General features: G+C 66.7%; 21 protein-coding genes and 1 pseudogene. 13 read left to right on the top strand and 9 right to left on the bottom strand.

The window, feature by feature from the left end; all coding sequences use genetic code 11:
- Both WAS25_RS00565 and WAS25_RS00560 read left to right on the top strand, forming a co-directional pair.
- Nucleotides 1–381 (top strand): annotated as a pseudogene (locus tag WAS25_RS00565) (hypothetical protein); the annotation flags it as partial.
- 46 nt (nucleotides 382–427) lie between these two features.
- Nucleotides 428–895: a DMT family transporter gene (locus WAS25_RS00560; RefSeq protein WP_422309267.1), complete on the top strand. Its 468-nt coding sequence runs from the start codon at nucleotides 428–430 to the stop codon at nucleotides 893–895.
- Here the strand turns inward: WAS25_RS00560 and WAS25_RS00555 are convergent, their stop codons facing one another.
- The gene (locus WAS25_RS00555; RefSeq protein WP_422309265.1) at nucleotides 896–1,156 is read right to left on the bottom strand and encodes a hypothetical protein; all 261 of its coding nucleotides are present in this window, start codon (nucleotides 1,154–1,156) and stop codon (nucleotides 896–898) included.
- 184 nt (nucleotides 1,157–1,340) lie between these two features.
- Here WAS25_RS00555 and WAS25_RS00550 point away from each other — a divergent pair, with 184 nt between their 5' ends.
- Together WAS25_RS00550 and WAS25_RS00545 are read left to right on the top strand one after the other, a co-directional pair.
- On the top strand, nucleotides 1,341–4,220 hold the full coding sequence (locus tag WAS25_RS00550; RefSeq protein WP_422309263.1) for a TonB-dependent receptor: 2,880 nt from the start codon (nucleotides 1,341–1,343) through the stop codon (nucleotides 4,218–4,220).
- A 97-nt stretch (nucleotides 4,221–4,317) separates the two neighbouring features.
- Nucleotides 4,318–5,130: a DUF4097 family beta strand repeat-containing protein gene (locus tag WAS25_RS00545; RefSeq protein ID WP_422309261.1), complete on the top strand. Its 813-nt coding sequence runs from the start codon at nucleotides 4,318–4,320 to the stop codon at nucleotides 5,128–5,130.
- Between the two features lie 60 nt (nucleotides 5,131–5,190).
- Here WAS25_RS00545 and WAS25_RS00540 read toward each other — a convergent pair whose 3' ends face one another.
- Both WAS25_RS00540 and WAS25_RS00535 read right to left on the bottom strand, forming a co-directional pair.
- Nucleotides 5,191–6,249, bottom strand: a complete 1,059-nt coding sequence (locus tag WAS25_RS00540; RefSeq protein WP_422309259.1) for a helix-turn-helix transcriptional regulator — start codon at nucleotides 6,247–6,249, stop codon at nucleotides 5,191–5,193.
- A gap of 59 nt (nucleotides 6,250–6,308) precedes the next feature.
- A complete protein-coding gene (locus WAS25_RS00535; RefSeq protein ID WP_422309257.1) occupies nucleotides 6,309–6,878 on the bottom strand; it encodes a hypothetical protein in 570 nt (189 codons plus the stop codon).
- Nucleotides 6,879–7,018: 140 nt separating this feature from the next.
- On the opposite strand from WAS25_RS00535, the gene WAS25_RS00530 reads away from it, so the two are divergent.
- The gene (locus tag WAS25_RS00530) at nucleotides 7,019–8,674 is read left to right on the top strand and encodes a DUF4382 domain-containing protein (protein WP_422309255.1); all 1,656 of its coding nucleotides are present in this window, start codon (nucleotides 7,019–7,021) and stop codon (nucleotides 8,672–8,674) included.
- A gap of 57 nt (nucleotides 8,675–8,731) precedes the next feature.
- Here WAS25_RS00530 and WAS25_RS00525 read toward each other — a convergent pair whose 3' ends face one another.
- From WAS25_RS00525 to murA, 3 genes are all read right to left on the bottom strand, one after another.
- Nucleotides 8,732–9,895, bottom strand: a complete 1,164-nt coding sequence (locus WAS25_RS00525; protein ID WP_422309253.1) for a class I SAM-dependent methyltransferase — start codon at nucleotides 9,893–9,895, stop codon at nucleotides 8,732–8,734.
- Nucleotides 9,895–10,842, bottom strand: a complete 948-nt coding sequence (locus WAS25_RS00520) for a ribose-phosphate diphosphokinase (RefSeq protein ID WP_422309271.1) — start codon at nucleotides 10,840–10,842, stop codon at nucleotides 9,895–9,897. Before WAS25_RS00520 ends, WAS25_RS00525 begins: the two co-directional genes overlap by 1 nt.
- A 125-nt stretch (nucleotides 10,843–10,967) precedes the next feature.
- A complete protein-coding gene (murA, locus tag WAS25_RS00515) occupies nucleotides 10,968–12,269 on the bottom strand; it encodes a UDP-N-acetylglucosamine 1-carboxyvinyltransferase (protein WP_422309251.1) in 1,302 nt (433 codons plus the stop codon).
- 299 nt (nucleotides 12,270–12,568) lie between these two features.
- Here murA and WAS25_RS00510 point away from each other — a divergent pair, with 299 nt between their 5' ends.
- Nucleotides 12,569–13,270, top strand: coding sequence for a hypothetical protein (locus WAS25_RS00510; RefSeq protein WP_422309249.1), 702 nt, complete (start codon nucleotides 12,569–12,571; stop codon nucleotides 13,268–13,270).
- Here WAS25_RS00510 and lepB read toward each other — a convergent pair.
- Together lepB and WAS25_RS00500 are read right to left on the bottom strand one after the other, a co-directional pair.
- On the bottom strand, nucleotides 13,267–13,698 hold the full coding sequence (gene lepB, locus WAS25_RS00505; protein ID WP_422309247.1) for a signal peptidase I: 432 nt from the start codon (nucleotides 13,696–13,698) through the stop codon (nucleotides 13,267–13,269). The genes WAS25_RS00510 and lepB overlap by 4 nt on opposite strands.
- A gap of 4 nt (nucleotides 13,699–13,702) precedes the next feature.
- A complete protein-coding gene (locus WAS25_RS00500; protein WP_422309245.1) occupies nucleotides 13,703–14,056 on the bottom strand; it encodes a hypothetical protein in 354 nt (117 codons plus the stop codon).
- Between the two features lie 164 nt (nucleotides 14,057–14,220).
- On the opposite strand from WAS25_RS00500, the gene WAS25_RS00495 reads away from it, so the two are divergent.
- On the top strand, nucleotides 14,221–16,260 hold the full coding sequence (locus WAS25_RS00495) for a (Fe-S)-binding protein (RefSeq protein ID WP_422309243.1): 2,040 nt from the start codon (nucleotides 14,221–14,223) through the stop codon (nucleotides 16,258–16,260).
- A gap of 214 nt (nucleotides 16,261–16,474) precedes the next feature.
- On the top strand, nucleotides 16,475–18,421 hold the full coding sequence (locus WAS25_RS00490) for a hybrid sensor histidine kinase/response regulator (RefSeq protein ID WP_422309241.1): 1,947 nt from the start codon (nucleotides 16,475–16,477) through the stop codon (nucleotides 18,419–18,421).
- A 38-nt stretch (nucleotides 18,422–18,459) separates the two neighbouring features.
- Here the strand turns inward: WAS25_RS00490 and WAS25_RS00485 are convergent, their stop codons facing one another.
- A complete protein-coding gene (locus tag WAS25_RS00485; RefSeq protein ID WP_422309239.1) occupies nucleotides 18,460–19,527 on the bottom strand; it encodes a 3-deoxy-7-phosphoheptulonate synthase in 1,068 nt (355 codons plus the stop codon).
- 284 nt (nucleotides 19,528–19,811) lie between these two features.
- On the opposite strand from WAS25_RS00485, the gene WAS25_RS00480 reads away from it, so the two are divergent.
- From WAS25_RS00480 to WAS25_RS00460, 5 genes are all read left to right on the top strand, one after another.
- A complete protein-coding gene (locus tag WAS25_RS00480; RefSeq protein ID WP_422309237.1) occupies nucleotides 19,812–21,128 on the top strand; it encodes an amidohydrolase family protein in 1,317 nt (438 codons plus the stop codon).
- Nucleotides 21,125–22,348: an amidohydrolase family protein gene (locus WAS25_RS00475; protein ID WP_422309235.1), complete on the top strand. Its 1,224-nt coding sequence runs from the start codon at nucleotides 21,125–21,127 to the stop codon at nucleotides 22,346–22,348. Before WAS25_RS00480 ends, WAS25_RS00475 begins: the two co-directional genes overlap by 4 nt.
- A gap of 88 nt (nucleotides 22,349–22,436) precedes the next feature.
- Nucleotides 22,437–23,978 carry a sigma-54 interaction domain-containing protein gene (locus tag WAS25_RS00470; protein WP_422309233.1) on the top strand — a complete coding sequence of 514 codons (1,542 nt, stop codon included), beginning with the start codon at nucleotides 22,437–22,439 and terminating at the stop codon, nucleotides 23,976–23,978.
- A 298-nt stretch (nucleotides 23,979–24,276) separates the two neighbouring features.
- Entirely contained in the window at nucleotides 24,277–25,854 is a 1,578-nt protein-coding gene (locus WAS25_RS00465) for an ammonium transporter (protein ID WP_422309231.1), read from the top strand.
- The gene (locus tag WAS25_RS00460) at nucleotides 25,851–26,213 is read left to right on the top strand and encodes a P-II family nitrogen regulator (RefSeq protein ID WP_422309230.1); all 363 of its coding nucleotides are present in this window, start codon (nucleotides 25,851–25,853) and stop codon (nucleotides 26,211–26,213) included. Before WAS25_RS00465 ends, WAS25_RS00460 begins: the two co-directional genes overlap by 4 nt.
- Nucleotides 26,214–26,351: the final 138 nt, after the last annotated feature.

The following is a 26,351-nucleotide window of genomic DNA, read 5'->3' as shown; positions in this document are numbered from 1 at the left end:
GCCCTGGCCCGGGCCCTCGGCAAGGTGGGCGGCGCCGAGGCACTGCAGCCTCTGCTGGCCCTGCTGAGCGATCCCTTCGCCCAGCGGGAGGCCGCCGAGGCCGCCGCCGCCGTGGCCACCCGCACGGGACAGGTGGAGGCCGCCCTCAAGGCCTTGCGGGAGTCCGGCCTGGGGAATGCCTGGCGCTGGCCCGCCCGGTCGGCCTTGGGCGACGAGGCGTGGGTGAAGGCGATGCTGACCGGGTGGTCGGCGCTCACCCCGCCTTCGAGGCTCCAGGCCCTGGAGGCGGGTCGCCTCCTGCCCGACGCGCTGCGGGCCCGCCTGAAGGCTGCCACGGCCGATGCCACGGGCCAGGCCCGGGCCACCTGGGACGCGCTCTGACCCGGACTTTGGAGGTAACATCGGCGCTTCCCGTCGAGGTGCCTGCATGGTCCTACTCCTGCTGCTCATGGCCTTCGTCATCGGGCTGGTGATTCCACTGCAGTCCGCGGTGAACAACTCGCTGCGGCAGACGCTGGGTAGCGGCTCCCCGCTGGCGGCGCTGGTGTCTTTCGTCGTGGGGACCGTGGCCCTGGCCCTCACCTGCATGGCCACCGGCCAGCCCTTCCACACACTGGCGGGCCTACCGCGCATCGCCTGGTGGGAGTGGCTGGGCGGCGTGCTGGGCGCCTTCTTCGTGTTTGGCTCGACCCTGCTTGCCCCCCGCATCGGCATGGCGGCCATGATCTCCCTCATCGTGGCCGGTCAGGTCCTGTCGTCCATGGTCTTCGACCGCTTCGGCCTTCTGGGTCTGCCCGTGCGGGACATCACCTGGATCCGCGTGGCCGGGGCGACCCTGCTCCTGCTCGGGGCCGTGCTGGTGAATTTCGGGGACCGGTGGTTGGCGAAGGTCTGATCAGCCCTTCTTGGTCCGCTCCGCCACCTTGTCCAGTGCGTCCCAAACCGAGTGGCAGTCGTCGCAGGAGGACCGGGGAGTGCCGCAGGGGAAGCCATCCACACCAACGCCCTGGCACTTGGGGTTCTGGAAGAAATAGAGCAGCTCGCCCAGTGACGCGTGGACACGATTGCGCAGCGGCTCGTCTGGCAGAGCCCGCAGGTCCTGGATGAGCTTCCACTCGGCGGCGCTGAGTTCGGGACGGTCGATGGACTGGGACATGGACGCTCCGGAAGCGCTGAGTATAGCGGCCCGCGTCCCCTCCGGCGGAAGGGCCACAGGTTCCGGCGGTTCCCCCCTGCTGGGCCACGGCTCGTCCCGCGCTCGTGGGCTTCACCCCTAAAGCCTTCCAGAGGGAGAGGTTGGATCGCAGGTTTCCTGTCACAACCACCTTCTGGAGGTCACCATGAGAAAGACCCTGCTCAGCTTCGGCCGCATGGCGGCCCTTCTCGCCGCCGGGCAGATCCAGGGCCTGGCCCAGGGCACCCAGACGGCCAGCCTCGTGGGCCAGGTGGTGGACCCCTCCGGAACCCCGGCCGCGGGCGTGGACGTGCGACTCAGCAGCCCCTCGCTGCAGGGCGTCCGTGTGGTCGTCACAGATGCAGGGGGCCGCTTCGCCGCCCGCCTGCTGCCCCCCGGCCTCTACCGGATCAGCCTGTCCAAGGCGGGCTTCACGACCATCACCCGCGAAGAGCGCCTGGGCCTGGAGCAGAATCTCAACATCCGCTTCACGCTCTCGAAGGAGGCTGGTACCACCGTCGAGGTGGTGGCCTCCTCCATCCAGCAGGACAAGACGGAGTTCAAGACCTCCTCCAACTTCTCGAAGGAGGCCATCGACGCCCTGCCGGTGGACCGCAATCCTCTGAACGTGGCGCTCATGGCCCCGGGCGTGGTGGAGAACCTGAACCAGGATCGAGGCGGCATGCAGATCCGCGGCAGCCAGGGCACCGGGAACCTCTGGCTGCTGGATGGCCAGAACTATGCAGACAACGTCTACAACGGCCCCCGCGCCAAGTTCGTGACTGACGCCATCGAGGAAACCCAGGTGATCACCGGCGCCATCCCCGCCGAGTTCGGCGATGTGGAGGGCGGTGTGGTGAACACCATCACCAAGTCGGGTGGTGATGACTTCACGGCCCAGTTGCGCTGGGACCTGAGCAGCGACCGGTGGAAGGCCGCCCGGCACGGGGAGAATGGCAACGCATTCTCCGACAGGATCAACCAGGAAAAGATGTTCCAGGTGGGCGGCCCCATCGTGAAGTCGAAGCTCTGGTTCTACAGCAGCTACTTCAGTAAGGCCCAGGACAATGCCCAGAGCCTGCCCACGGACCAGGCCGCGGTGGGCGCCCCCTTCGGCGCGCCCTACACCGAGAACATCAAGGACATCCGCCGCCAGCTGAAGCTCACCTGGGCCATCACGGACCGGCACACGCTCGTGGGGACATACCACGGCTACAACGAGACCTTCGCAAACATCGACTACGTGGGCAGCGGCGATGGCAACTTCAGCACCCGACGCTTCACCCAGGAGGTCTACGGCCTCCAGCTACGCAGCCTCCTTACCGACGTGCTCACCATGTCCCTCAAGGTCGGCAAGAAGGACCAGGTCATCGCCGTGGGCTCCAACAACGTGGCCCTGCCCATCTTCAACAACGACGACGGCTACTTCTACCGGGCCGGCTACTTCGATCCCCGCGACCCTGGTGACGTCCGCAACAACCAGACCGCCAACCTGAAGTTCTCCTACTTTGCAGCCAGTGCCGAGAGCAGCCATCAGGTGGACGTGGGCTGGGACTACTATCGCGGCACCACCAAGGCCTCCGGTGCCCAGACGCCCTTCGACCTGCTCATTGGCGGCAAGGTCTGGAACTCCTACGCCAATGCCAGTGGCATCAACCTCATCAACGGTACCGCGAACACCGACGGGGCCTTCACCTTCAGCTACCTCACCCAGCCCGGAGAGGCCGGCACCGAACAGCACGCGCTCTACGTCAATGACAAGTGGTCCGTGAACAAGCACTGGAACGCGAACTTGGGCCTGCGCTGGGACAAGTACACCGCCGAGGACCGGGCCCTCAAACGGACCACGGCTTCGAACAACGCGCTGTCGCCCCGCCTGGGCGTCAACTACGACATCCTGGGCGACAGCGCCTGGATCCTGGGAGCGGCCTTCAGCCGCTACAACGGCAAGCCCCTGGAGATCCAGCTGAGCGTCGCCACCTATGTGAACAACCCCATTGCCGCCACCTTCAGCTACAACGGGCCCGCCGGGGTCCAGCCCATCTCCGCCCTGGCCAACCCGGCCAACTACGACCCGACGCCCCAGTCCTACACGGATGCCGCCATCAACATCAAGGTGGACCCCAACCTCCAGGCCCAGACCGTGGACGAGATCCAGCTGAGCGCCCTGCACAACTTCAAGCACAAGACGCTGGGCGAGGGCTACCTGAAGGCCACCTTCATCAGCAAGACCTGGAACCACCTCATCGATCTCCGGGCGGGAAACGATGGCACCGTGGCCAACCCCGGCGGCGGCAGCCCCCTCTATGTCACCTACTGGCATAACGAACCCAACGCCAAGCGCGACTACCGCAGCCTGGAACTGGAAGGCGCCCTCGCCAAGGGGCGCTACACCGTCAGCGGCAACCTCGTGCTGAGCAGCCTCAAGGGCAACTACGAAGGCGAGGTGAAGGGCGCTCCGGGCTCCGGTGCAGGCTACGACTGGTTCACGGTGCAGAATGGCGCCCGGATGTACGATCCCGCCGTGACGAACCCCTACGGCTACCTGCTGGGCCATGTGCCCGTGCGCTCCCGCGTCAACGCCATCGCCCGCTGGGCGAACCCCGTGGGCGAGCTCACGACCGGGCTGCTGATCAGCTACGACGGGCCCCAGACCTACAGCCACACCCGGGTGATCTCCGATCCCAGCAGCCTGAACCCCGCCATCGATCCCCAGGCGGCCGGATTGCGCCTCCTGCAGTACCAGAACAACACCCGGGGCGATGGGACCTACCACGCCCAGTACTACCTGGACCTCAGCGTGCAGCAGGACTTCCGGCTCATGACCTTCGGGAACGGCCGGAAGGTGAGCGCCTACGTGAAGGCGGTGGTGGAGAACGTCTTCAACCATCAGCAGCAGGTCACCCAGGGCATCAGCTACTCCGCTCTGCCCGCCGGCGATCCCATCTCCACGCCCTTCGTTCCCAACTCAGGGTTCGGAGCGGCCGGCCCCACCAACTACGGTCGGGCCCGCCGGATGTATCTCAGCACGGGGTTGAAGTTCTAGTTCCACTGAGGGGGGCGGAGGCATCGACCCCGCCCCCCTAAACGACCTCCGACATGTTTCGTAGCCCACGCACGATCTCTGACATCAGGAGGCTCCCATGGCCCTCGCCCGACCCCTCGCCGCGGCCGTCGCCGCCGTCATCCTCTGCGCCTCGCTGGCGGCCCAGTCCCAGGTGATCCAGCCCGCAAAGGCCGAGAAGACCACCGAAAGCCGGACCCTGCCCCTGGCCTCGGGTTCCACCCTGAAGGTGAAGAACGTCAACGGCTTCATCCGCGTGGAGGCCTGGGACCGCGAGGAGGTCCAGTTCACGGGCGAGTTCAAGCCCAGCAGCAAGGATGAGCAGGTGAAGGTGGTGGTCGAGGCGGGCAGCGGCAACCTGGAGATCCGCGGCGAATACCCCAAGCACACCGGCTGGGGTTCCTACCAGGGACCTCAGTGCCAGATGACCTTGAAGGTGCCCCGCCGGGTCGCCACCACGCTCGAGACCGTGAACGGGGAGGTCAGCGTCAGCGGCACCCAGGGCAAGGCGGTCCTCAGCACCGTGAACGGCGGCATCCGCGCCACCAACCTGCAGGAGCAGCTGAAGGCCGACACCGTGAACGGCAGCATCAACCTCGATCAGGTGAAAGGCAGCCTGAACCTTCAGACGGTTAATGGCGCCATCAAGGGTTCGGGCCTGGACGGTCAGGGGCAGGGCATCAAGGCGGAGACCGTCAACGGCTCCATCCACCTCCAGGTGGGGGGCATGAAAGGCCGCCTGAAGGCCAGCACGGTCAACGGCGGCATCTCCTTCAATGCCAAGGGCGCCGAGCAGGTGGAGGTGAAGAAGCACCGCGTCAGCGCCGTCTTCCCCGGCAGTGACCAGGGCATCACCATCGAGACCGTGAACGGCGCGATCACGCTGGACTGAGGGGAGTCGGCATTCACCCGAGGGCCGGGTCCGCCCGGCCCTCGGCCAATCCGGTCTGGCCTACCGATACTTCGCGGCCATCGCCTTCAGTGTCCTGACCACGTGCTCCCTCAGCGGCTTAGGCTCCAGCACCTCGGCGTCCGCCCCGAACTGCAGGGCGAACCGGGTGGGCCCAGACAGCTCGGTGGCCTGGAAGCACAACAGCACGGTGCCGCCCTTCTCCTTGCGCACCTCCACGCCGGGCAGGGCGGGGGGAGCGTCCAGCAGCGCCTGGGGCCAGTTGGTGCCGGAGACGCGCACCTGGATCCGGAAGGGCTCGGCGAGGCGGTACCAGCCGCCGATCTGCAGATCGCGGGCCTGCTCCAGGGGCTGCTTGTCCGGGATCAGCCCCCGCCGGGCAAGAGCCTTGGCCTCCTCGATGCGGGCCAGGCGGAAGTGTCGAGGCTCCTGCTTGGCCTGGTCCCAGGCCAGAAGGAAGGCGCCACCGGAGAAGACATCGTGGGTGAGCGTGTAGGGCACCACGGTGCGGGCGCTGGTGCGGCCCGTGGAGGCGGCCTTGTAGGTGAGCTCGAGCTCCCGTGGACCATCGGGATGTCCGAGCGCCAGCAGCACCTGGGTGAGCATCCGGGTATCGAGGGCCTGCTGGTCGTCGGCGCCGCCCCGCACGCAGACATGCTCCTGCAGAGCCCGGAACAGGTCCCGGTCCCGGGTGCTCAGGTGGCTGTCCGCCAGGCGCCGCAACCCCTCCAGCTGATCGAACCAGAGCTCCGTGGCCGTGCCCTCCAAGGCCATGAGAGCCACCTCCAGGGCCATGCGGGCGTGGGGCGTGATCTTGCTGTCCCAGTCCGGGGCCTTTTCCAGCGTGAAGTGGATGACGGCCGGGAGGCCCTGCCGGGCCTTGCCGAAGCGCGCGCCCTGCTCCTCCAGCAGCTGTATCGCCCTGTCCACGGTGCGGGCGGCCACGCCGCCGAGGCTGCGGACCAGCCCCTCCTTGGTGATGCCGCGGTCCCCGGCGTCGCGGATGGCCTCGAGCACCAGCTGGAGGCGCTCCGGCTTCACCAGATGGCCGCCATCGGGGCGGGGAGACTCGAGGGGTTTCCTGGATGCGGAGCGGGCCATGACGACCTCCGCGTCCAGGATTGGTCAGTGGGTGTCCAATGGCAAGGACTCTCGCGAGCCTAACCCTGCCAGAGCCCGCCGAAGGGACGCGGGTCCCATGGGGCGGCCCCGAGCACCGCGTGGGCTCCCGCATAGAGGGCGCTCCACAGCGCCGCCCGGGGCGCAGCTTCCCCGAGTCCCAACAGGGGCAGCTCCACCCGCGTGTCATGGTCCCAGCCGAGCTGCACATTGAGTCGGCGGAGCCGGATCATCAGCCCGGCATGGTCCAGGCCGGCGGTGAAGGGCGTGTCGGCTCCCACGAACTGCTCCTGGGCGTGGTAGGGGCCCCGCCCCGCCTCATCATTGAAGAGGGACCCGCCCAACACCTCCGGGGGCACGGACTGCCCGGCCGGGTCCCAGGTCAGGCCCGAGGCGGCGACCGCCAGCTCGGCGGCCCAGTCCCAGGGCGTGCCGGTGGCGCAGAACACGGCGGACGGCGGATCCGTGGCCAGGAGCCCCAGGGCCACCCCCTCGACGCGGTTGCGGAGCTGGGCGTAACTCAAGGTGCCCCAATCCGGGGTGGTCAGAGCAGGGCGGCCCTGGAGGCGCGCCGCGCGCTGGATGAGCAGGTCCCGCAGGGTGGTGGCCATGGCTGGAAGTATTGCAAGGCAAGGACCAGGGCTGTCGCAACTTTCTTACATCAACCCTTTCCCGTCCGGGCGGGTCAGTGGAGTTGACCGATTCTTTACCCTCCCATCTGGAGCCCCGGCTCCGACCTCTGGAGATCCCCATGCGTTCTTCCATCCGAACCCTCTCCCTGCTGGCCCTGCCCGCCCTCACCACGCTGGCCTTGTCCCTGGCCTGTGGCGGCAACAGCAACTCCTCGAACCCCGCCCCGGTGGCCACGGGCTCGGCCGCCATCATCCTGACCGACGCGCCCTCAGACCAGTGGTCCGCCGTCGAGGTGGTGGTCACCAAGATCACGCTGCGGAGCAAGGCCGACCACTCCAAGGAGGTGGTGGCTTTCGAGGGCGCCACCGCCAAGATCAACCTGGTGGACCTCGACAGCGTGGGCGAGCTGCTCGCCACGGCCCAGCTCCCCGTGGGCACCTATGACGCGCTGCGCGTCACCATCGACCCCGCCAGCGTGACCCTGGTGAAGGCCGACGGCACCACCGTTCCCGCCGGCCAGGTGCACGTGAACGGCGCCAATGTGCTCGTGCGCCTCGAGACGGACCTGGTGGTCACGGCCACCGGCAGCAACGCGGTGCAGATCGACTTCGACCTGGGCCACCCCCTCTTCCTCGTCCAGCTGCCCAACGGCGACTGGGTGATGAACCTGCAGGTCCGGCACCGTCCCAATGCGAACGGCATGATGGGCATGGGCCAGCTGATGTTCCGGCACCGCCGCGGCACCATCGCCTCCGTGGGCACCTCCAGCTTCGTGCTGCACACGGACAGTGGGAACGACCTCACCGTGAACGTGGGCGCCGGCGCCTGGTTCTTCGATGCGGATGCCAAGACCTTGGGCAGCTTCGCCGGCCTGGCGGCGGGCAAGCACGCCCTGGTCTCCCTGCGCATGCAGACGGACGGCACCCTCTGGGCCGTGCGCGTCTGGTACGGCGCCAATGCCCTGCCGGGCTGGACCCCCGAGGGCCATGTTGTTGGTGTCGACCGCGTGAATAACCGGCTGCTGGTCAGCACCAACGCCAGTGCACCCCGCGCAATCGCCATCGATGCCGATACCACCTTCACCTTCCGCACAGACCAGGCCATCGGCACCGGCCAGGCGACCCTGGCCAACATCTGGATGGGCTTCAAGGTCCAGGTGGACGTGAAGGATCCCCTGCAAGTGCCCATGCACGCCAAGTCCGTGAACATCCAGCGGGCGGTGGACGGTGGTGCCATCAAGGCGGCGGATGCCACCCAGTTCACCTACACCCACCCCGTGGCCGGGGACCGGGTCCATGCCTACGGCAACCCGTTCAGCTGGTGGTATCTGGGCTTCCCCGGGGTGACCTCCACCAGTAGCAGCGCCTTCGCAGCGGCCTGCGCGGGCTCCGGTGATGTCCGCGTCCAGGGCGTGAGCGACCTGGTCTGGAATGGCGGCACCAGCGCCTGGGATGCCAGCAACGCGATCTTCCTGCCGGTGGCGTTGCCCAAGGGCACCATCAGCACCTCGTACAACGGCGGCCAGCTCAGCTTCACCTTCACCAACTCGGCCGCAGCCACGCAGACCATCCCGGTGAGCCTGAACACCACCGTGGGCATGCAGCCAGCCGTGCTTGAGGTGGTGAACCAGTCCGGTGTCATCACCGTCACGGCGATCCCCGAGACGGCTTGGGCCGCCAAGCTCGTCGCCCCCGCGGTGACTCGTGTGGCCGTGGTGCCCAAGACCGATGGCACCTATGCCGCCTACTCCGTGGTGATCTTCACTGGGTTCTGAGCACCTGCAATCCCAGCCAGACTTGAAGCGGCGCCTCGGCGCCGCTTCTTCGTTGGGTTAGCCCCGGGCGGTGAGGGCGCCCACCGTGAAGGTCGGGTGCCGGTCCATGAGGGGGCGGGGCGGGGGAGTGTGCACGATCTGCGCGAAGCCGGCGTGGCGCAGGGCCGCCTCCCAGGCCTCCGGGGTGAGGAAGCCGTGGCGGGGGCGCCAGCGCGGATCCAGGGTCACCTCGGTGAAGCTCTTGATGAAGTTGAAGAAGAACTCCAGGTAGAGGGGCTGGTCCAGGGAGGGCTTCAGGCACTCGCCGATGACCAGGCGCCCCGCGGGCTTTAGGCGGCTCCGCAGGTCGCCCAGGGTCGCCTCGAGGTCCTGGGCCACGTGGAGCACATTGATGCCGACAATGGCATCCAGGCTGGCGGGCTCCACACCCTGGTCCCCCAGGGGGCGGTTCAGGTCCAGTGACTGGAAGCTGAGGGGCAGACCCGGTGCCAGGGCCTTCAGCTCGCGCTGGGCGCGGCGAAGGAAGGTCGGGGCCACGTCCGTGAAGCGGTAGTCCGCGATGCGGCCGAGCCAGCCCTCCTCTGCGCCCTGCCGCGCCACCAGCTGGGCGAAGGAGCCGGCGCCGGCGCCCAGTTCCAGGACCCGCGCCCCCTCCGGCAGCTGCTCGCGCAGCGCCAGCACGGTCAGGAGGTTGTTGGGGTGGTAGCAGAGGTTCTCATTGCGGAAGTAGGCCAGCCAGAGGGGGAAGAGGGTCAGGTCGAAGAGCAGGCCTTCCCCGGCCTTCCCTTCGGTGAAGAAGGGCCGGATGCGCGCGCGCACGCCGTCAAGCAGGTCGAAGTTGACGCCATGACCCGGGGCCTCTGCCGCCATGAGGGCGCGGATCCCATCCAGGTCCAAGTCCGGATCGCCGCCCAGAGTGAAGACCTCGCCGGTCCGGAGGAGCAGGCCTTCGTAGGCGAGGAAAGGCAGCATCCAGGCCAGGGGCTTCCGCACCTGGTCCGGCAGGCCGAGGCAGAGCTGATCGAGGGTGGTCCCAGCGCGGAGCCGGTCCTCCCAGCCCAGGTCCTGGAGCAGGAGCAGGCAGATTCGGGCGGTGTACAGCTCCGAGGCCCGGTGCATCCGCAGGAAGGGCTGGGTGAAGAGCCGGAGGATCTCGGGTCCCTGAGGCCCCAGCAGGTCGAGGCTGGGGACAGCCTCCGTGGGGCCGAGGGGGTCGGCCATCAGTCCATCATCTCGCTGATGCTGCGTCCCCCGTGGATGCGCAGGATCGCGTCGCCGAAGAGCGCCGCGGTGGAGAGCACCTTGAGGTAGGGCATGGCCTTGGCGCGCTCGGCGGAGACCGGGATGCTGTCCGTGACCACCAGCTCGTCGAGCTCCGCGGAATTGAGGGTCTCCAGGGCGTTGCCCGAGAACACGGGGTGCGTGACGCCCACGCGCACCGACTTGGCGCCCAGCTCCCGGAGGATGCGGGCGGCCTCCTTGATGGAGCCCCCGGTGGCGATCTCGTCATCGTAGATGATGGCGTCACGGCCCTTCACGTCACCGATGAGGGCCACGCTCTGGGCCTTCTCGGAGTCGTCGAAGCGGCGCTTGTCGATGATTGCCATGGGCACGGACAGGCGCTTGGCAAAGTGGCCCGCGAACTTGGCGGCGCCGGCATCGGTGGCCACCACCGTGGTGTTGCTGAGGTCCTTGGTCAGGAAGTAGTTGGTGAGGATGGGCGTGGCCAGCAGCTGGTCGGCGGGCTTGCGGAAGAAGCCCAGGATCTGCGGGGCGTGCAGGGTCATGGTCAACACGCGGTCGGCGCCGGCGGTCTCCAGCAGGTCGGCCACCAGGCGGGCCGTGATGGAAATGCGTGCCTCGTCCTTCTTGTCGCTGCGGGCGTAGGGGAAGTAGGGCAGTACGGCGGTGATGCGGGCGGCGGAAGCGAACTTGAGCGCATCGATGAGGATCAGCATCTCCATCAGGTTGTCGCTGACGGGCGGGCAGGAGGACTGGATGACGAAGACATCCGCCTCACGGACGTTCTCCTCGATCTTCACCTTGATGTTCTCGTTAGAGAACCGGGTCACCTTCAGGCGGCCCAGCGGCATGCCCATGTGGGTCGCGATGCCCCTCGCCAGCTCCGGGTGGCTGCTCCCGGAAAAGACCTTCATCTCGCCGAACATGAAGCCCCCGATCGTGACGCCAGTGTAACCCAGCGGCCGGGTGGAGGTCGTTACATGGAACACGGAGGAACCGCGAAAAACGCGAAAAGTAAAAGAAAAGCGCGGCTCTCGTCATCCTCTGCGGTTCAGACCTTCCCGCCACCGACCCTTTCAATTCGGGCACCCACGGCCTGGAGCTTCTTCTCGAGGCCCGAGTAGCCGCGGTCCAGGTGGTAGATCCGGTCCACGATGGTCTCGCCCTGGGCCACCAAGCCGGCGATGACCAGGGCGGCGCTGGCGCGCAGATCCGTCGCCATGACCGTGCAGCCCGTGAGGTCGGCGGGGCCCGCCACGATGGCCGTGTGGCCGTCCGTGCGGAGGTTGGCGCCCAGGCGCTCCAGCTCCATGGCGTGCTGGAAGCGGTTCTCGAAGATGCCTTCGTTGATGACGCTGATGCCGCAGGCCTGGGTCATGACGGCCATCACCTGGGCCTGCAGGTCCGTGGGGAAGCCGGGGAAGGGCAGGGTGGTGACATCCTTCGAGCGCAGCTTCTGGCCGGGCTCCCGCTGGATGCGAAGCTGGCGGCCATCCTGGCCCATCCGTTCGGTGACCACGCAGCCGGAGCGCTCCAGCAGATCGAGCAGGGACCGCAGGTGCTCGGGTTCGCAGCGGTCCAGGACTACGTCGCCGCAAGCGGCCGCCACGGCGCAGAGGTAGGTGCCGGCCTCGATGCGGTCAGCGATGACCGCATGCTCGCAGCCATGCAGCTGCTCGACGCCGATGATGGTGAGCGTCCCCGTGCCGATGCCTTCGACCTGGGCACCCATCTCCACCAGCAACTGGGCCAGGTCGCCGATCTCCGGTTCGAGCGCTGCGTTGCGCAGGATGGTGGTGCCCTCGGCCAGGGCCGCAGCCATGAGGATGTTCTCCGTGGCGCCCACGCTCACCTTCTCGAAGGTGTGGTCGATGGCCTTCAACCGACCCTTCACGGAGGCGTGGATGTAGCCATGGCTGATCTCGATGGAAGCGCCCATGCGCTCCAGAGCTTCGAGGTGCAGGTTCACGGGGCGCGCGCCGATGGCGCAGCCGCCGGGCAGACTCACGGTGGCCTTGCCGAAGCGGGCGAGGAGGGGCCCCAGGACCAGGATGGAGGCCCGCATGGTCTTCACGAGGTCATAGGGCGCCTTCGGGTCGTCCGAGCCGGCGCATGCCAGGTTCGCCGTGAACTCGAAGCCGTCAGGATGGGCCTCCAGCGAAGCTTCGGTGCCCAGGGCCTGCAGCACCTTGACCATGGTGCGGATGTCCGCCACAGCGGGCAGGTTGGAGAGAACCACCGGCTCCGCGGTCAGCAGCGCCGCCGCCAGGCACGGCAGGGCCGCGTTCTTGGCACCCGACACCCGGATGCGCCCCCGCAGGGGATGTCCACCTTGGATCACCAGTCGGTCCATCGAAACTCCAGCCTTCCAGCGTAGCCCATCCAACTGGACCTCAGGGGCCGGCGGTACGAGTGGAAAGATCGCCACCGCTCAGGTCTGGGCTCCCCCCGTTCTCCAACCACCCGGCTGGCGCAGGGCAAGGCGGGCCAAGCCGGATGAACTCGCTAGCCTGTGAAAATAATGGCATTGAATCATAATTAATGAACAATGGTGATCGCCTCCAACCAGACGCCCCCGCTGAAAGCACAACCCCCAGGCACCTAGGCAGCTCCAAGACCGCTTCGTCCCCTCATCCCTCGTATGGAGCACTCATGATGCAGATCAAGCGCAGCGGCCGCGTCTGGCAGATGGCCACCCTGGCCATGGTCGCCCTGCCCTGGTTCTTCCGGGATCAACTGGCAATTTCTCTTGAGGAGAGCTCCCGGGAGGTCCAGCAGGCGCTCATCGAGGCCAATTCCCAGCAGCAGCAGGAGCAGCAGGGCGACGACCTGCGCCAGCTGAACCAGCAGCTGGCCAGGATCGAACTCCGTCAGCGGCAGAGCACAGGCGAACTGGGTGAACAGCAGGTCCGGGAAGAGACGGCCCAGCTGCTCTCAGGCACCTTTGCCGCAGAGGGCAAGGCCCTGGAGCACCGGGTGAAGTCATTCGAGAAACTGCTTCCGAAGATCGACATGGAGGCCACCACGAGGAAGGGCCTCGCCGACAAGGCCCATGCGGCGGGAGAGGCGGCTCATGCCCTGGCGACCTTCGACGTGAAGGCCCAGCACGAGCACCTGGATCACCTGGTGGAACAGTGGGACCACGCCGAGACCCAACTGCGGGAAGCCTATGAGCAGCTCGTCCTTGAGGCGGAAAACGATCGGGAGGCCAGCGCCACCCTGGCCACCTGGGCCCGGTTTGTGGCCTGGGCCTTCACGGCCCTGGCCGCCTTCATGGTGGGGGGCTGGAAGCGGCTCCTCCCGGGGAACGAGGGGGGCGGTGAGAAGGAAACCCCTGAGCACCCATCCAGCTAAAGGACGCGGCCGCCCAGGGCCGTGGCCGGCAGGGGGCCCCAGCTGCGCCCATCCCGGCTCTCGGGCCGATTGTCGCCGAGGACCAGGTATCCTTCGCCACAGGTCAGGGTTCCGGAGCCGGACCGCTCGGGATGGACCACCCATGGTTCGTCTAGCCGCGGCCCGTTGACGCAGACATCGGGGCCCTGCCAGGTGACCAGGTCTCCGGGTAGCCCGATGACCCGCTTGACCGAGGCGCCCTGTGGACCCGCCACGACCCAGATCTCGCCCCGCCGGGGAGGGTGGCTGGCCCAGGCCCGGAGGGCCCAGCGCAGCTCGCCCTCCCGCAGGGCGGGCTCCATGCTCCGTCCCGTCACGCGGACAGGGTGCACGATGGCCAGCGGTGACACGGCGAGGAGCACGGCGGCCAGGGGAACCCAGGGGCGCATGGCCCTAGGACTCGACCGAGAGGCGCCGCCCTGTCCCATCGGTTAAGACCACTTCTTTCAGGCGGGCGGGGGCGGGGACGAAGGGAGCGAGGTCCAGCAGGAGGCGCTGGGCCAGGGCGAGGGGGCCGTCGAGGCCCAGGTCCGACAGCAGCCGCCCCTGCAGGGGGGCCAGACTGCGGTCCAGCGCCGCCTCCAGATCGCGGAAGTCCACCACCACGTCGAAGCCGTCCAGCCCACGCCGAGCAGTCACGACTTCCACCGTGTAGTCATGGCCCTCCCAGCGGTCACCCACCCGGAACACCACCGACAGCGGGCGGGTCACGGCGGCTTCGAACTGAAGGGGGGGCAGGATGGTCAACACGGGCTCCGGGACCTGACTCCAGGTCGGGACTTCAGTTTCGCATGGCCACCGCTACACTGGGCCTTCGACCACTGCATACCTGACAATCAGGTGGGACAATCAAGGACCCCCGGCCTCGCACTGGGGACCGTTCGGATCGTTGATCGCCATGGAGGGACCCCATGAAGGCCCTGGAAATCGCGCTGTTCTGGATCATGACCCTGGGGGCCCTCGGGTTCTTCGCCTGGACCATCCGCCAGCGGCTGGCCACCTTGAAGGCCGGCCTTCCGGACAACCGCTTCGACCAGCCCTGGGTGCGCCTCAAGGGCGTGTTCACCCTGGCCCTGCTGCAGAAGCGCATGGTCCGCGACAAATACGCAGGCTTCTACCACATCCTCATCTTCTGGGGTTTCTGCGTTCTGGGCCTGCGCTCCGTGGGCCTGGTTCTGGAGGGCCTGTTCCCGGCCTTCCACATGACCGAGGCCCTGGGCCGCTTCGGCTATGGCTATCAATTTACGAAGGACATCTTCGAGGTGCTGGTGCTCCTGGGCCTAGGCTTGGCGGCGGCCCGCCGCATCCGGGGCAAGGTCTGGCGTCTGGAGAACTCCTGGGATGCCTGGGCCACCCTGAGTCTCATCGGCGCGTTGATGGTCACCGACCTGCTGGCGGATGCAGCCTACATCTGGCTGCACAACCCGGCCTGGAAGACCTGGGCCCCCGTGAGCCTGGCCCTTGCGCAGCCGCTGCGGGACCTGAGCGGCCCCGCCTTGACCGTGCTCTACAAGACCATGTGGTGGCTGCACCTGGCGATCCTCTACTTCTTCGCCAATTTCCTGCCCTACTCCAAGCACTTCCACGTGTTCACATCGCTGTTCAACATCTACTTCCGCGACCTGGAGCCCAACAAGAACCTCAAGCCCATGGACATGGAGGCCGAGCACTTCGGCATCAACAAGATCCAGGACTTCACCTGGAAGCAGATGCTCGACTTCTACACCTGCGTGGAGTGCGGCCGCTGCCTGGAGAACTGCCCCACCACGCTCACCGGCAAGCCGCTTCGGCCTAAGGACTTCGGCAATGACCTCCGCGACTACCTGAAGGCCACCCCTCTGTCCCAGATGGGCCAGGATCAGGCCGTGCCCGAGGATCGCCTGCTCATCGGCGGGCCCGTGCCCGAGGGCTCCGTGTGGAAGCGCGACGAGGAGCACGCCCCCTGGAGCAAGACACAGCTGGAAGGCTGGATAAGCCAGGACACCATCTGGGCCTGCACCAGCTGCGGCTACTGCGAGTGGGCCTGCCCCCTGCAGATCACCTTCGTGGACAAGCTCATCGGCATGCGCCGCTACCTGACCCTGGAGGAGAGCAACTTCCCCGCCGAGGCGCAGACCGCCTTCAAGGGCATGGAGCGCCAGGGCAATCCCTGGAACCTGGCCCAGGCTGACCGGGCCAAGTGGGCCGAGGGCCTTGACGTGCCCACCATCGCCGAGAACCCCGAGGCCGAGTACCTGTTCTGGGTGGGCTGCGCAGGCAGCTACGACGCCGCGGGCCAGAAGGTCTCCCAGGCCCTGGTGAAGCTGCTGAAGGCTGCGAATGTCTCCTTCGCCATCCTGGGCACCGAGGAGAGTTGCACCTGCGAGTCCGCCCGGCGCCTGGGGAACGAGTACCTCTTCCAGACCGCCACAGAGACCAACGTGGAGCTGCTCAAGGGGTATAGCGTCAAGAAGGTCATCACCAACTGCCCCCACTGCATGAACACTCTCAGGAATGAGTACCCGGCCTTCGGCGGCAACTTCGAGGTGGTGCACGGCACGGAGCTGGTGGCCAAGCTCATCAGCGAGGGCAGGCTGAAGATGGAACAGACCGTGGACGTGGATCTCACCTACCACGATCCCTGCTACCTCAGCCGCATCAACGGCCAGGTGGAGGCGCCCCGCGCCATCCTCGACGCCATCCCCGGCGTGAAGCTCACGGAGATGGAGAAGCACGGCGAGGCCACCATGTGCTGCGGCGCCGGTGGCGGCCGCTTCTGGCTGGAGGAGCACCTGGGCAAGCGCGTCAACCACGAGCGTTTCGAGCAGGCCCTCGAGACCAAGGCCACCACCATCGCCGTGGGCTGCCCCTTCTGCAACGTCATGCTGAACAACGCGGCTGGCGAAACCAACCACGAGGGCGTGGCCACCACGGATGTGCTCGAGCTGGCGGCAAAGGCGCTGAAGACCTAACACCGCCGGGCCACCAGCCCGACCCTTTACTGCGGCACTTGGCCAACCACGCGGGGGCCGGGGAGCGCCTTGGAGGGGTTTGGGGTGCCTGTGGGGTTGCGGAGCGGTGGTTTTTTGCCCTGACGATGTAATCAAGTGCCATGTCCCGAGGGCCAATTGCCATACTGGTGTCCCGCCGCACCAGGGGTTTGCCCACCCAGGGAGCCACGCACGCATGTTCCGCCTTCTCCGCTACTTCTCGCTGACGAGCCTGATCTCGATTGCCATCGCTGCGGCAGTGCTGAATCTGCTCTATCGCAGAAACGCCCTGGACAACCTGGTGGTGATGGGAGAGGCGAACAATCGAGCCCTGACACAGACGCTGGCCAACTCGCTGCGGCCAAAGCTCAACAGCTACCTCGCCGTGGCGCAGACTCTGCCGACGGCGCAACTCCGGGAACACCCTCAGCGGGAGGCGTTCCAGGCCGCGATCGTCGGACACCTGCAAGGCCTCTCAGTGGTCAAGGTGAAGGTTTACGATCTGCAGGGCCGGACGCTGTTCTCCACCGAGGCGAAGCAGATCGGCGATGACAAGAGCGGCAACCTCGGGTTCCAGGGGGCCCGCGATGGAATCGTCCGTAGTGAACTGGTACACCGCCACCGTTTCAGCGCATTCGAGCAGGAGATCGCGGACCGCGACCTGCTTTCGACATATATCCCTGTGCGGTCGGCCAGTGGGGGAGGCGTCGAGGCGGTGTTCGAGGTGTACGACGACGTCACACCCTTCCTCGTCTTTATTAATCAAACCCAGCGTTTGGCCGTCTTCTGGGTGGTCGGGATCTTTGGCCTCCTCTACGCCTTCCTGTTCCTGATTGTCCGCCATGCCGACGGGGTGATCCGGAACCAATACCACGAGCGCGAAGCAGCCGAGGAAGCGCTGCGACTCTGGCAGGCCACGCTGGAGCAGCGCGTCGAAGAACGTACGCTGGCGCTGGCTAGCGCCAATCTCGGCCTCGAGGCCGAGATGGCCGAGCGCAAACTGACGGAGGAACGGCTCCGCCAATCCGAGAAGATGCAGGCCGTCGGCCAGCTCGCCGGCGGGGTTGCCCACGACTTCAACAACCAGCTCACGCCCATCCTCGGCTATTCAGAGATGCTCCTGAACCGGCTGGATGATCCGGTTCTCCAGAAATACGCCAGCCACATCCGCACGGCGGCCACGCGGGCTGCAGACCTCACGAACCAGCTCCTGGCCTTCTCCCGAAAGGGCAATTACATCTCCGTCACGGTCGACATTCACAAGGTGATCGCAGAAGTCATCGCACTCCTGGAGCATAGTCTGGACAAACGGATCGAGATCCGTCAGCAGCTCGAGGCCAATCCGCATACCGTTCTGGGTGACCCGACGCAAATCCAGAACGCGCTGCTGAACCTGGCCGTCAATGCCCGCGACGCGATGCCAGGAGGGGGCAAGCTCACGTTCACGACCTCGGTTGTGGAGCAGCAAGCCGACCCCGCGGACCCGGAGAGCCTCGCCGGCCGCTACCTGGAGGTCTGCGTGGTGGATACCGGGACCGGGATGACGGCCGAGACGCAAAGGCACCTCTTCGAGCCCTTCTTCACGACCAAGCCGGTAGGAGAAGGCACTGGCCTCGGCCTGGCGGCCGTCCATGGCGCCGTCAAGAACCACCACGGCAGGGTCCGGGTGGAGAGCCAGCTGGGGGTGGGCTCGACCTTTGCCGTCCGGCTGCCGCTCTTGGAGAACGCGGAAGCTGGTCCGGAAGGAGAACCCGCCCCCGCCACGGTCCAGGGCCAGGCGCGCATCCTGCTCGTGGATGATGAGGACCTGGTCCGGCAGATCGCCTCGGACCTGCTCCGCAGCTTCGGCTACAAGGTCACGACCTGCGAGAACGGCGAGGAGGCCGTCGGTTACTACCGTCAGTCCTGGGAACACATCGACCTTGTCATTCTGGACATGGTGATGCCACGAATGGGGGGCCGGGAGACCTTCACGGCGATGCGCAACATCAACCCGAAGATCAAGGCGATCCTCGTTTCCGGCCATAGCCTCGGCGGCGAGGCCCAGCAGGTTCTGGATGAGGGCGGCCTCGCCTGGGTGCAGAAGCCGTTCAACCGCACCCAGCTGTCGCGGCAGGTGGCGGAGGCCTTGCGACGCGGCTGAGGTGGCCGCTCCCGGGTGGACTGAATGGGCGCCAGCGGTCAGCGCTTCGGCAGCACCGCCTTCAGCAGGGACCGCGTCTCCCTCAGCATGGTCACGGTGTCGTTCCAGCCCAGGCAGGCATCGGTCACGGAGCAGCCGTAGCGCAGCTGGGCGAGGTCGGTCGGGATGGGCTGGTTGCCCTCTTCGAGGAAGCTCTCCACCATCACACCCACGATGGAGCGGTTACCGCGCAGGATCTGGTGGGCGCAGTCCTGCAGCACCAGGGGCTGGAGGCGGGGGTTCTTGAGGCTGTTGGCGTGGGAGCAGTCCACCACGATGTTCTCGGCCAGACCCGCCTTGCGCAGGGCCGTCTCCGCCAGCGAGATGCTTACGGTGTCGTAGTTGGGGCGACCGCTGCCGCCCCGCAGGACCAGGTGGCCCTGAGCATTGCCCCGGGTTCGCACGATGGCGGCCTGGCCCTGGTCGTTGATGCCCAGGAAGCTGTGGGGATGGGAGGCCGAGAGGATGCCATTCACCGCCGCGCCCAGGTCGCCGTCCGTGGCGTTCTTGAAGCCCACGGGGGTGGAGAGGCCGCTGGACATCTCCCGGTGGGTCTGGGATTCGGAGGTCCTAGCCCCGATGGCCGTCCAGGCGATGAGGTCACCCAGATACTGGGGCGTGATGGGATCCAGGGCCTCGGTGCCGGCGGGCAGGCCCACCTCGCCGATGCGGAGGAGGAACTCCCGGGCCTGCCGCACGCCCTCCTCGATGTGGAAGGAGTCGTCCATCCGGGGATCATTGACGAAGCCCTTCCAGCCCGTGGAGGTGCGGGGCTTCTCGAAGTAGACCCGCATGACCAGCAGCAGGGTGTCTGAGAGCTCATCGGCCAGGGCCTTCAGCCGCCTCGCGTAGTCCAGCCCGGCCACGGGGTCGTGGATGCTGCAGGGACCCACCACCACCATGAGGCGGGGATCCTCCCGGGCCAGGATGCGCTGGAGGTCGCGGCGGCCGGTGGCCACGGCCTCAGCGACGGCCTCCGGCACGGGCAGGGCCGTGTGGACCTCGGCGGGGGAGGGCATCCGCTGGAAGCCATCGATGTTGAGGTTTTCGAGGGTCTGGTGGGTCATGGCGCTGGCTTTCCTGAGGAAACGAAAAACCCCGATCCCTGGGAAGGATCGGGGTGGTGGGTGGCAGGTTCCGGAACTTAGGAAGGACCCTGGCCGCGCCACGCGCGATCCGCGCGGGGGCTCCAATAGGGATAGGTAAACCGATGGGTCATGGGGCTTCCAGGGGGTGACTCATCCTGAAGCATGGGGCGGCGGACCGTCAAGCCAGCGTGATGACCATGTTCAGACATCAAAAATCGGCCGAATGCGTCCCGCCCCCGGCTAGACTCAGGGCGGAGCTTCCCATGACACGATTGCTGCCCGCGCTGGCCCTGGGCCTCGCGCTTCTGCCCCTCTCGGCCCAGGAGAAGCCCCAGGCCTTCGTCGGGGCCCGGATCATCCCCATCGAGGGGCCAGAGATCGAGAACGGGGTGCTGGTGGTCCACCGCGGCAGGATCCTCGCGGTGGGCGGCATGGCCACGGTCATCCCCGACGGCGCCGTGCGGCACGACGCGAAAGGGAAGGTTGTCCTGCCAGGCCTGGTCGATTCCCACAGCCACATCGGCAGCGCCGAAGGGGCCGACAGCACGGCCCCCATCCAGCCGGATGTGCGGGTCTCCGACAGCCTCAACCTGCGCAGCGCCTCTGTCATGCGGGCCCGCGCCGGCGGCATCACGACGGTGAACGTCATGCCAGGCTCGGGCCACCTGCTCAGCGGCCAGACCATGTACCTGAAGCTGCGAGGTGGCCAGACTGTGGACGCCCTGGCCATGGAGAAGCGCCCGAACGGGAGCTACCTGGGCGGCATGAAGATGGCCAACGGCACCAACTCCCGCCGCACCTCCGGGCCCTTCCCCGGCACCCGGGCGAAGAGCGCCGCCCTCGTGCGGGAGCAGTTCGTGAAGGCCCAGGACTATCAGCGCAGGCTCAGGGAGGCCGGGGACGACCCGAAGAAGCGCCCCGCCCGGGACCTGGCCCTGGAGGCCCTGGTCGAGGTGCTGGAAGGGAAGCGTGTGGTCCACCACCACACCCACCGCCACGACGACATCCTCACGGTACTGCGCCTCTCCAAGGAATTCGGCTTCAAGGTCGTGCTGCACCACGTGAGCGATGCATGGTTGGTGGCCGATGAAATCGCGAAAAGTGGTTTCGGCTCCTCGATCATCTGCATCGACAGTCCTGGCGGCAAGCTCGAGACGAAGGACATCCGCATGACCAACGGTGCGGCCCTGGAGCGCTCTGGGGCGCTGGCGGCCTTCCATACTGACGATCCCATCACCGACTCTCGGTGGTTCCTCCGCGAGGCGGGCCTCGCCGTGCGCGCGGGCATGAGCCGCCAGGGGGCCCTGGAGGCCATGACCCTAAATGGGGCGAAGCTCCTGGACCTGCAGGGACGGATCGGCTCCCTCAAGCCGGGGAAGGATGCCGATTTCCTGGTGTTGAGCGCGGATCCCCTGAGCGTCTACGCCCATGTGGAGCAGACTTGGGTGGAGGGGGCCAAGGTGTTCGATCGGGCCGATCCCAGGCATCGCCTCTACGCAGTGGGCGGCCAGGGCGCCAGCCACGACACCTACGACCTGACCCACCTACTGGCGATGGAAGCCGAGGAGACCTACCAGTGATCCGCTTCGGCCTCCTCTTCTCCCTCAGTGCATCCCTCGGTGCCCAATCCCTGGCCGTTCGCGCCGATCTCCTCCACACCTCGGTGGGCCCCGCCATCCGCGATGGCATCGTCCTCATCCAGGACGGCAGGATCATGGCTGTGGGCAGGGCCGCCGATGTGAAGCTCCCCGAAGGAACGGTGGTGCATCGCGCCAAGGTGGCCGTCCCGGGCCTCGTGGACGGACGCAGCACGGTTGGCCTGTCCGGCCTGCTCAACCAGCCCCACGACCAGGACCAGCTTGAGGGCTCGGCGCCCATCCAGCCCGAGCTTCGGGCCATCGACGCGTACAACGGCCGTGACCTCCTGGTGGGCTACCTGCGCAGCTTGGGCATAACCACTGTGCACACCGGGCATGGCCCTGGCGCCCTGATCAGCGGCCAGACCTTCGTCATCAAGACCCACGCCACCGAAGTGACCCAGGGAGTGGTGAAGACCCAGGCCATGGTTGCGGCCACCCTCGGCGACGGTGCCCGATCCCGGGAGGCAGGGAAGGCCCCGGGCACCCGTGCCAAGCAGATCGCCATGCTGCGGGCCGAGCTGGTGGCCGCGCAGGAATACGCCCGCAAGCTGAAGGAGGCGGAAAAGGGCAAGGAGCCCGCCCGGGACCTCCGCAAGGAGACCCTGGTGCAGGTGTTGCGCAAGGAGCTGCCCCTGCTGGCCACGGCCCATCGGGCCCAGGACATCCTGTCGCTGCTGCGGCTCGCCCAGGAGTTCAACCTGGACATCGTGCTGGATGGCGGTGCCGAGGCCAGCCTGGTGCTAGCTGAGCTGAAGGCCGCGAAGGTATCGGTGATCCTCCACCCCACCATGTCTCGCACTTTTGGGGAGTTGGAGAATGCCTCGCTGGAGACCGCCGCCCGGCTGCAGGCCGCCGGCATCCCCTTCAGCTTTCAGAGCGGCTTCGAAGGCTATGTCCCCAAGACCCGGGTGGTGCTGTGGGAGGGCGCCATGGCCGCCGCCAACGGCCTCGCCTTCGATCAGGCCCTGCAGGCCCTCACCATCACCCCCGCGAAGCTCCTCGGGATCGCGGATCGCGTGGGCAGCCTGGAGAAGGGCAAGGACGGCGACGTGGCCCTTTTTGATGGCGACCCTTTCGAGTTCACCACCCACTGCGTCGGCACCATCATCAACGGCGTGATGGTAAGCAGGGGCGAGGAAACCCGGGGGCCGGTCCGCTGAACGAGAACTATTCGGGATAATTTTACAAAATTGTAATTTAAAATGAAGTTTGTTACAATTTCGTATAATCTCCTGACTGGAGGCTCTCGTGACCCCCTCGGAGGACGCCCTACTTCTCTCCCCTCTGCTGGAGTTGAGCCATGCCCTGGCTGCTTCGGACATCCGCTCGGCGCTGCCCAAGGCGCTGGAGATCCTGTCGGAGGCCTTCGGGGCTCTGAACGGGGCCATCCTCCTGGCGGATGAGGAGGGGAAGGGGCTGCGCATCGAAGCCGCCCGGGGCCTCTCCAAGCTGGCGGCGGAGCGGGCCCACTACAAGGCGGGGGAGGGCATCAACGGCCGGGTGCTGGTGAGCGGCAAGGCCGTGGTGCTGCCCCAGGCTAGCCAGGAGCCGCTGTTCCTGGACCGCACGGGCGTATTGAAGGAGCAGAAGCGCAAGAAGACAGAGCTCTCCTTCTTCTGTGTGCCGATCTTCCTGGACCAGAAGACGGCCGGGACCCTCTGTCTCACGGTGCCCTATGACCGGCACCGCGACTTCGACCGGGACACCAAGCTGCTGCAGATCGCGGCCTCCATGGTGGGCCTGGCCATGAAGGTGGCCAAGCTGGTGGCCGCCGACCGGCAGCGGCTGGTGGAGGAGAACCAGCAGCTGCGCCTTGAACTGCGGGAGCGCTACGACCTGCGCCACCTCATCGGGCACAGCCACGCCATGCAGCGGGTCTACGAGGCCGTGGCCCAGGCGGCCCCCAGCAGCACCACGGTGCTCATCCGGGGCGAGTCGGGCACCGGCAAGGAGCTGGTGGCCCATGCCCTGCACTACAACTCCCCGCGCGCCGAGAAGCCCTTCATCAAGGTGAGCTGCGGGGCCCTGCCGGAGAACCTCATCGAGTCGGAACTCTTCGGCTACGAGCCCGGGGCCTTCACGGACGCCCGCCACCAGAAGAAGGGCCGCTTCGAGCTGGCCCACGGCGGCACCCTCTTCCTGGATGAAGTCGGAGAGCTGTCCGCGGCCACCCAGGTGAAGCTGCTGCGGGTGCTGCAGGAGCGGGAGTTCGAGCGGCTGGGCGGAGTGAGCCCGGTGAAGGTGGATGTGCGCCTCATCGCCGCCACCCACCGAGACCTGGAGGCCGCCGTCAGGGGCGGCACCTTCCGGGAGGACCTTTACTACCGCCTGCACGTCTTCGAGCTGTTCATGCCCCCGCTCCGGGAGCGCCAGGCGGACATCCTCCTGCTGGCGGACCACTTCGTCGAGAAGGTGGCCACGGCCCAGGGCAAGGACGTGCGACGCATTTCCACTTCGGCCATCGACATGCTGGCGGCCTACCATTGGCCCGGCAACGTGCGCGAACTGGAGAACGCCATCGAGCGGGCCGTCCTGGTGTGCGAAGGCGGGGTGATCCACGCGCACCACCTACCTCCCTCGCTGCAGACGGCGGAGGTTTCTGGCACCCTCCCGGGCACGGGCCTGGGTGAGGCGGTGGCGGCGTTCGAGCGGGACCTGCTGCAGGACGCGCTGAAGTCCGCCCGGGGCAACCGCTCCCGCGCGGCCCGCCTGCTCCAGACCACCGAACGGATCCTGAACTACAAGGTGCAAAAGCACGGGCTGGAGCCTGAGCGTTTCCGGAATCTTTAATATTACAAAAATGTAATTCATTTCAATATTTTCTACATTTTTGTGTATTCAAAATGCGACGACTGGTCGATATTTTTTGTTTTAAATAGCTATTTGTCAACATTTGCGAACAGCTTAGCCGGGAGAATTCGTTCCGGCACGCTCCCTGCCAAAGGAATCCAGCAGAGGGGCCGATGGTCGGTTCCGAGAACTGGGGGGACGGGATCGGAGCACACATGATCGTGGCCTGAGCTGGAACAACGGATTCCCACCGTGCTCAGGCCACACCGATCCACCGACTTTCGTAGGAGGACTATTCATGGACCGGCGGAAGCTCTACAGGCTTTTCGCAGTGGCGGTGGCCTTTGCGGCCATGACGCCCCTGCTCTTCGCTGCCGACCCGAACGGCGGCGCCACGGGGGGCATCCAGAACGTGCCTGCCGCAACTGCGGGCGCCCCGACCATCCAAGAGTTGGGCGCGGCCGTGGGCCAGACCCGTGTGGCGCTCAATTTTGTCTGGGTCCTGCTGGCGGGCTTCCTGGTGATGTTCATGCAGGCGGGCTTCGCCTTGGCTGAGACCGGCTTCACCCGCGCCAAGAACGCCGCCCACACCATGATGATGAACTTCATGGTCTACGGCATCGGCATCTTGGGCTTCTGGGCCGTTGGCTACGCCCTGCAGATGGGTGGTTCTGGTGCGCCCATGGGTGCCGCCCTGAGCGCTCCGGAAGGCATGTCCAAGCTCATCGGGCCTACGATCGGCGGCAACGTCTGGGGCTTGTTCGGCGGCAAGGGCTTCTTCCTGACGGGTGTGGCCTATGATGTCTCGGCCTTCGCCATGTTCCTCTTCCAGATGGTGTTCATGGACACGGCCCTGACCATTCCCACGGGCTCCATGGCTGAGCGCTGGAAGCTGTCGGCCTTCATCATCTACGGCTTCGTCGCTTCGGCCCTCATCTACCCCGTCTTCGGCTGCTGGGCCTGGGGCGGGGGGTGGCTGGCTTCCCTGGCCAAGATCGGCTTGGGCAATGGCTATGTGGATTTCGCCGGTTCCGGCGTGGTGCACCTCACCGGCGGTGTCATGGCCCTCACGGGTGCCATCGTGCTCGGCCCTCGCATCGGGAAGTACGTGAAGGGGAAGGCCCAGGCGATCCCTGGCCACAACCTACCCATGGGTGTGCTGGGCTGCTTCATCCTGGCCTTCGGGTGGTTCGGGTTCAACGCGGGTTCCACGCTCGCAGGGACCGACCTCCGTATCGCTGTGGTTGCCGTCAATACCATGCTGGCCTCGGCCTCAGGTGCCGCCTTGGCGTATGCCTACACTCTGAAGAAGTTTGGCGCGCCTGATCTCTCCATGGCCGTCAACGGCATGCTGGCGGGCATGGTGGCCATCACCGCCCCCTGCGCCTTTGTGACCGCTCCAGTGGCCGTGCTCATCGGCGCCATCTCAGGCGTCCTGGTGGTTGCCGCCGCGCTCTACATCGAGAACACCCTCAAGATCGACGATCCCGTCGGTGCCATCGCGGTGCACGGGGTCAACGGCGCCTGGGGCCTCATCGCGCTGGGGCTCTTCGCAGATGGCACCTACGGCCAGGGCCTCAACGGCACCGCCGCTGGCGTGACCGGACTCTTCTACGGGGGTGGCAAGCAGCTCGTCGCCCAGTTCATCGGGATCGGCGCCAACCTCGTCTGGGTGGGTGTCACGAGCTTCACGCTCTTCAAGGTGCTGGACAAGCTGATCGGCATGCGGGTCACACCCGAGCAGGAAATGGCGGGCCTGGATTTCCATGAAGTCTCCGCCCCGGCCTACCCTGGGGATGGCTCCACCGTGAACACCCCCGTGATGATCCTTCCTAAGCCCATGACGACAACCGCACCCATCGGAGGCAAGGCATGAGACTCATCACAGCCATCATCCGGCCAGAGAAGCTCGAGGACGTGAAGACAGCCTTGTTCGCCGCGGAAGTCACCGGCATGACAATCCTCCGGGTGGCGGGCCACGGCGGCGAGAAGATCGCCCTGGAGACCTACCGCGGCGCGCCGATGGTCTACGAGTTCCACGAGAAGATCCAGCTCGAGATCGCGGTCTCGGAGCCCTTCGTGGCCGTCACCGTCAAGGCGATCCTGGACTCCGCCCGGACTGGGGAGGTGGGCGATGGCAAGATCTTCGTGCGCCCCCTGGAGCAGGTCATCCGCATCCGAACCGGGGAAGTCGACAATGAGGCCCTGACACCGGAACCCATGCGTCACCACTGAACCTGGAAACACTTTCACGCCTGGGCCCGACTCCCAGATCAGCGGCTCGCGGCGCGGCCAGGCTGGAAGGGGTAGAACCACCCCTTTCCTTACAGGATCTTCTTATCAATAATGATCTGACTTTCTTCGGGAGTGCTC

Source organism: Geothrix sp. (assembly GCF_049292215.1).
Lineage (GTDB): Bacteria > Acidobacteriota > Holophagae > Holophagales > Holophagaceae > Geothrix.
The sequence above is the reverse complement of the archived record's forward strand: the minus strand, read 5'-3'. Positions and strand labels throughout refer to the sequence as shown.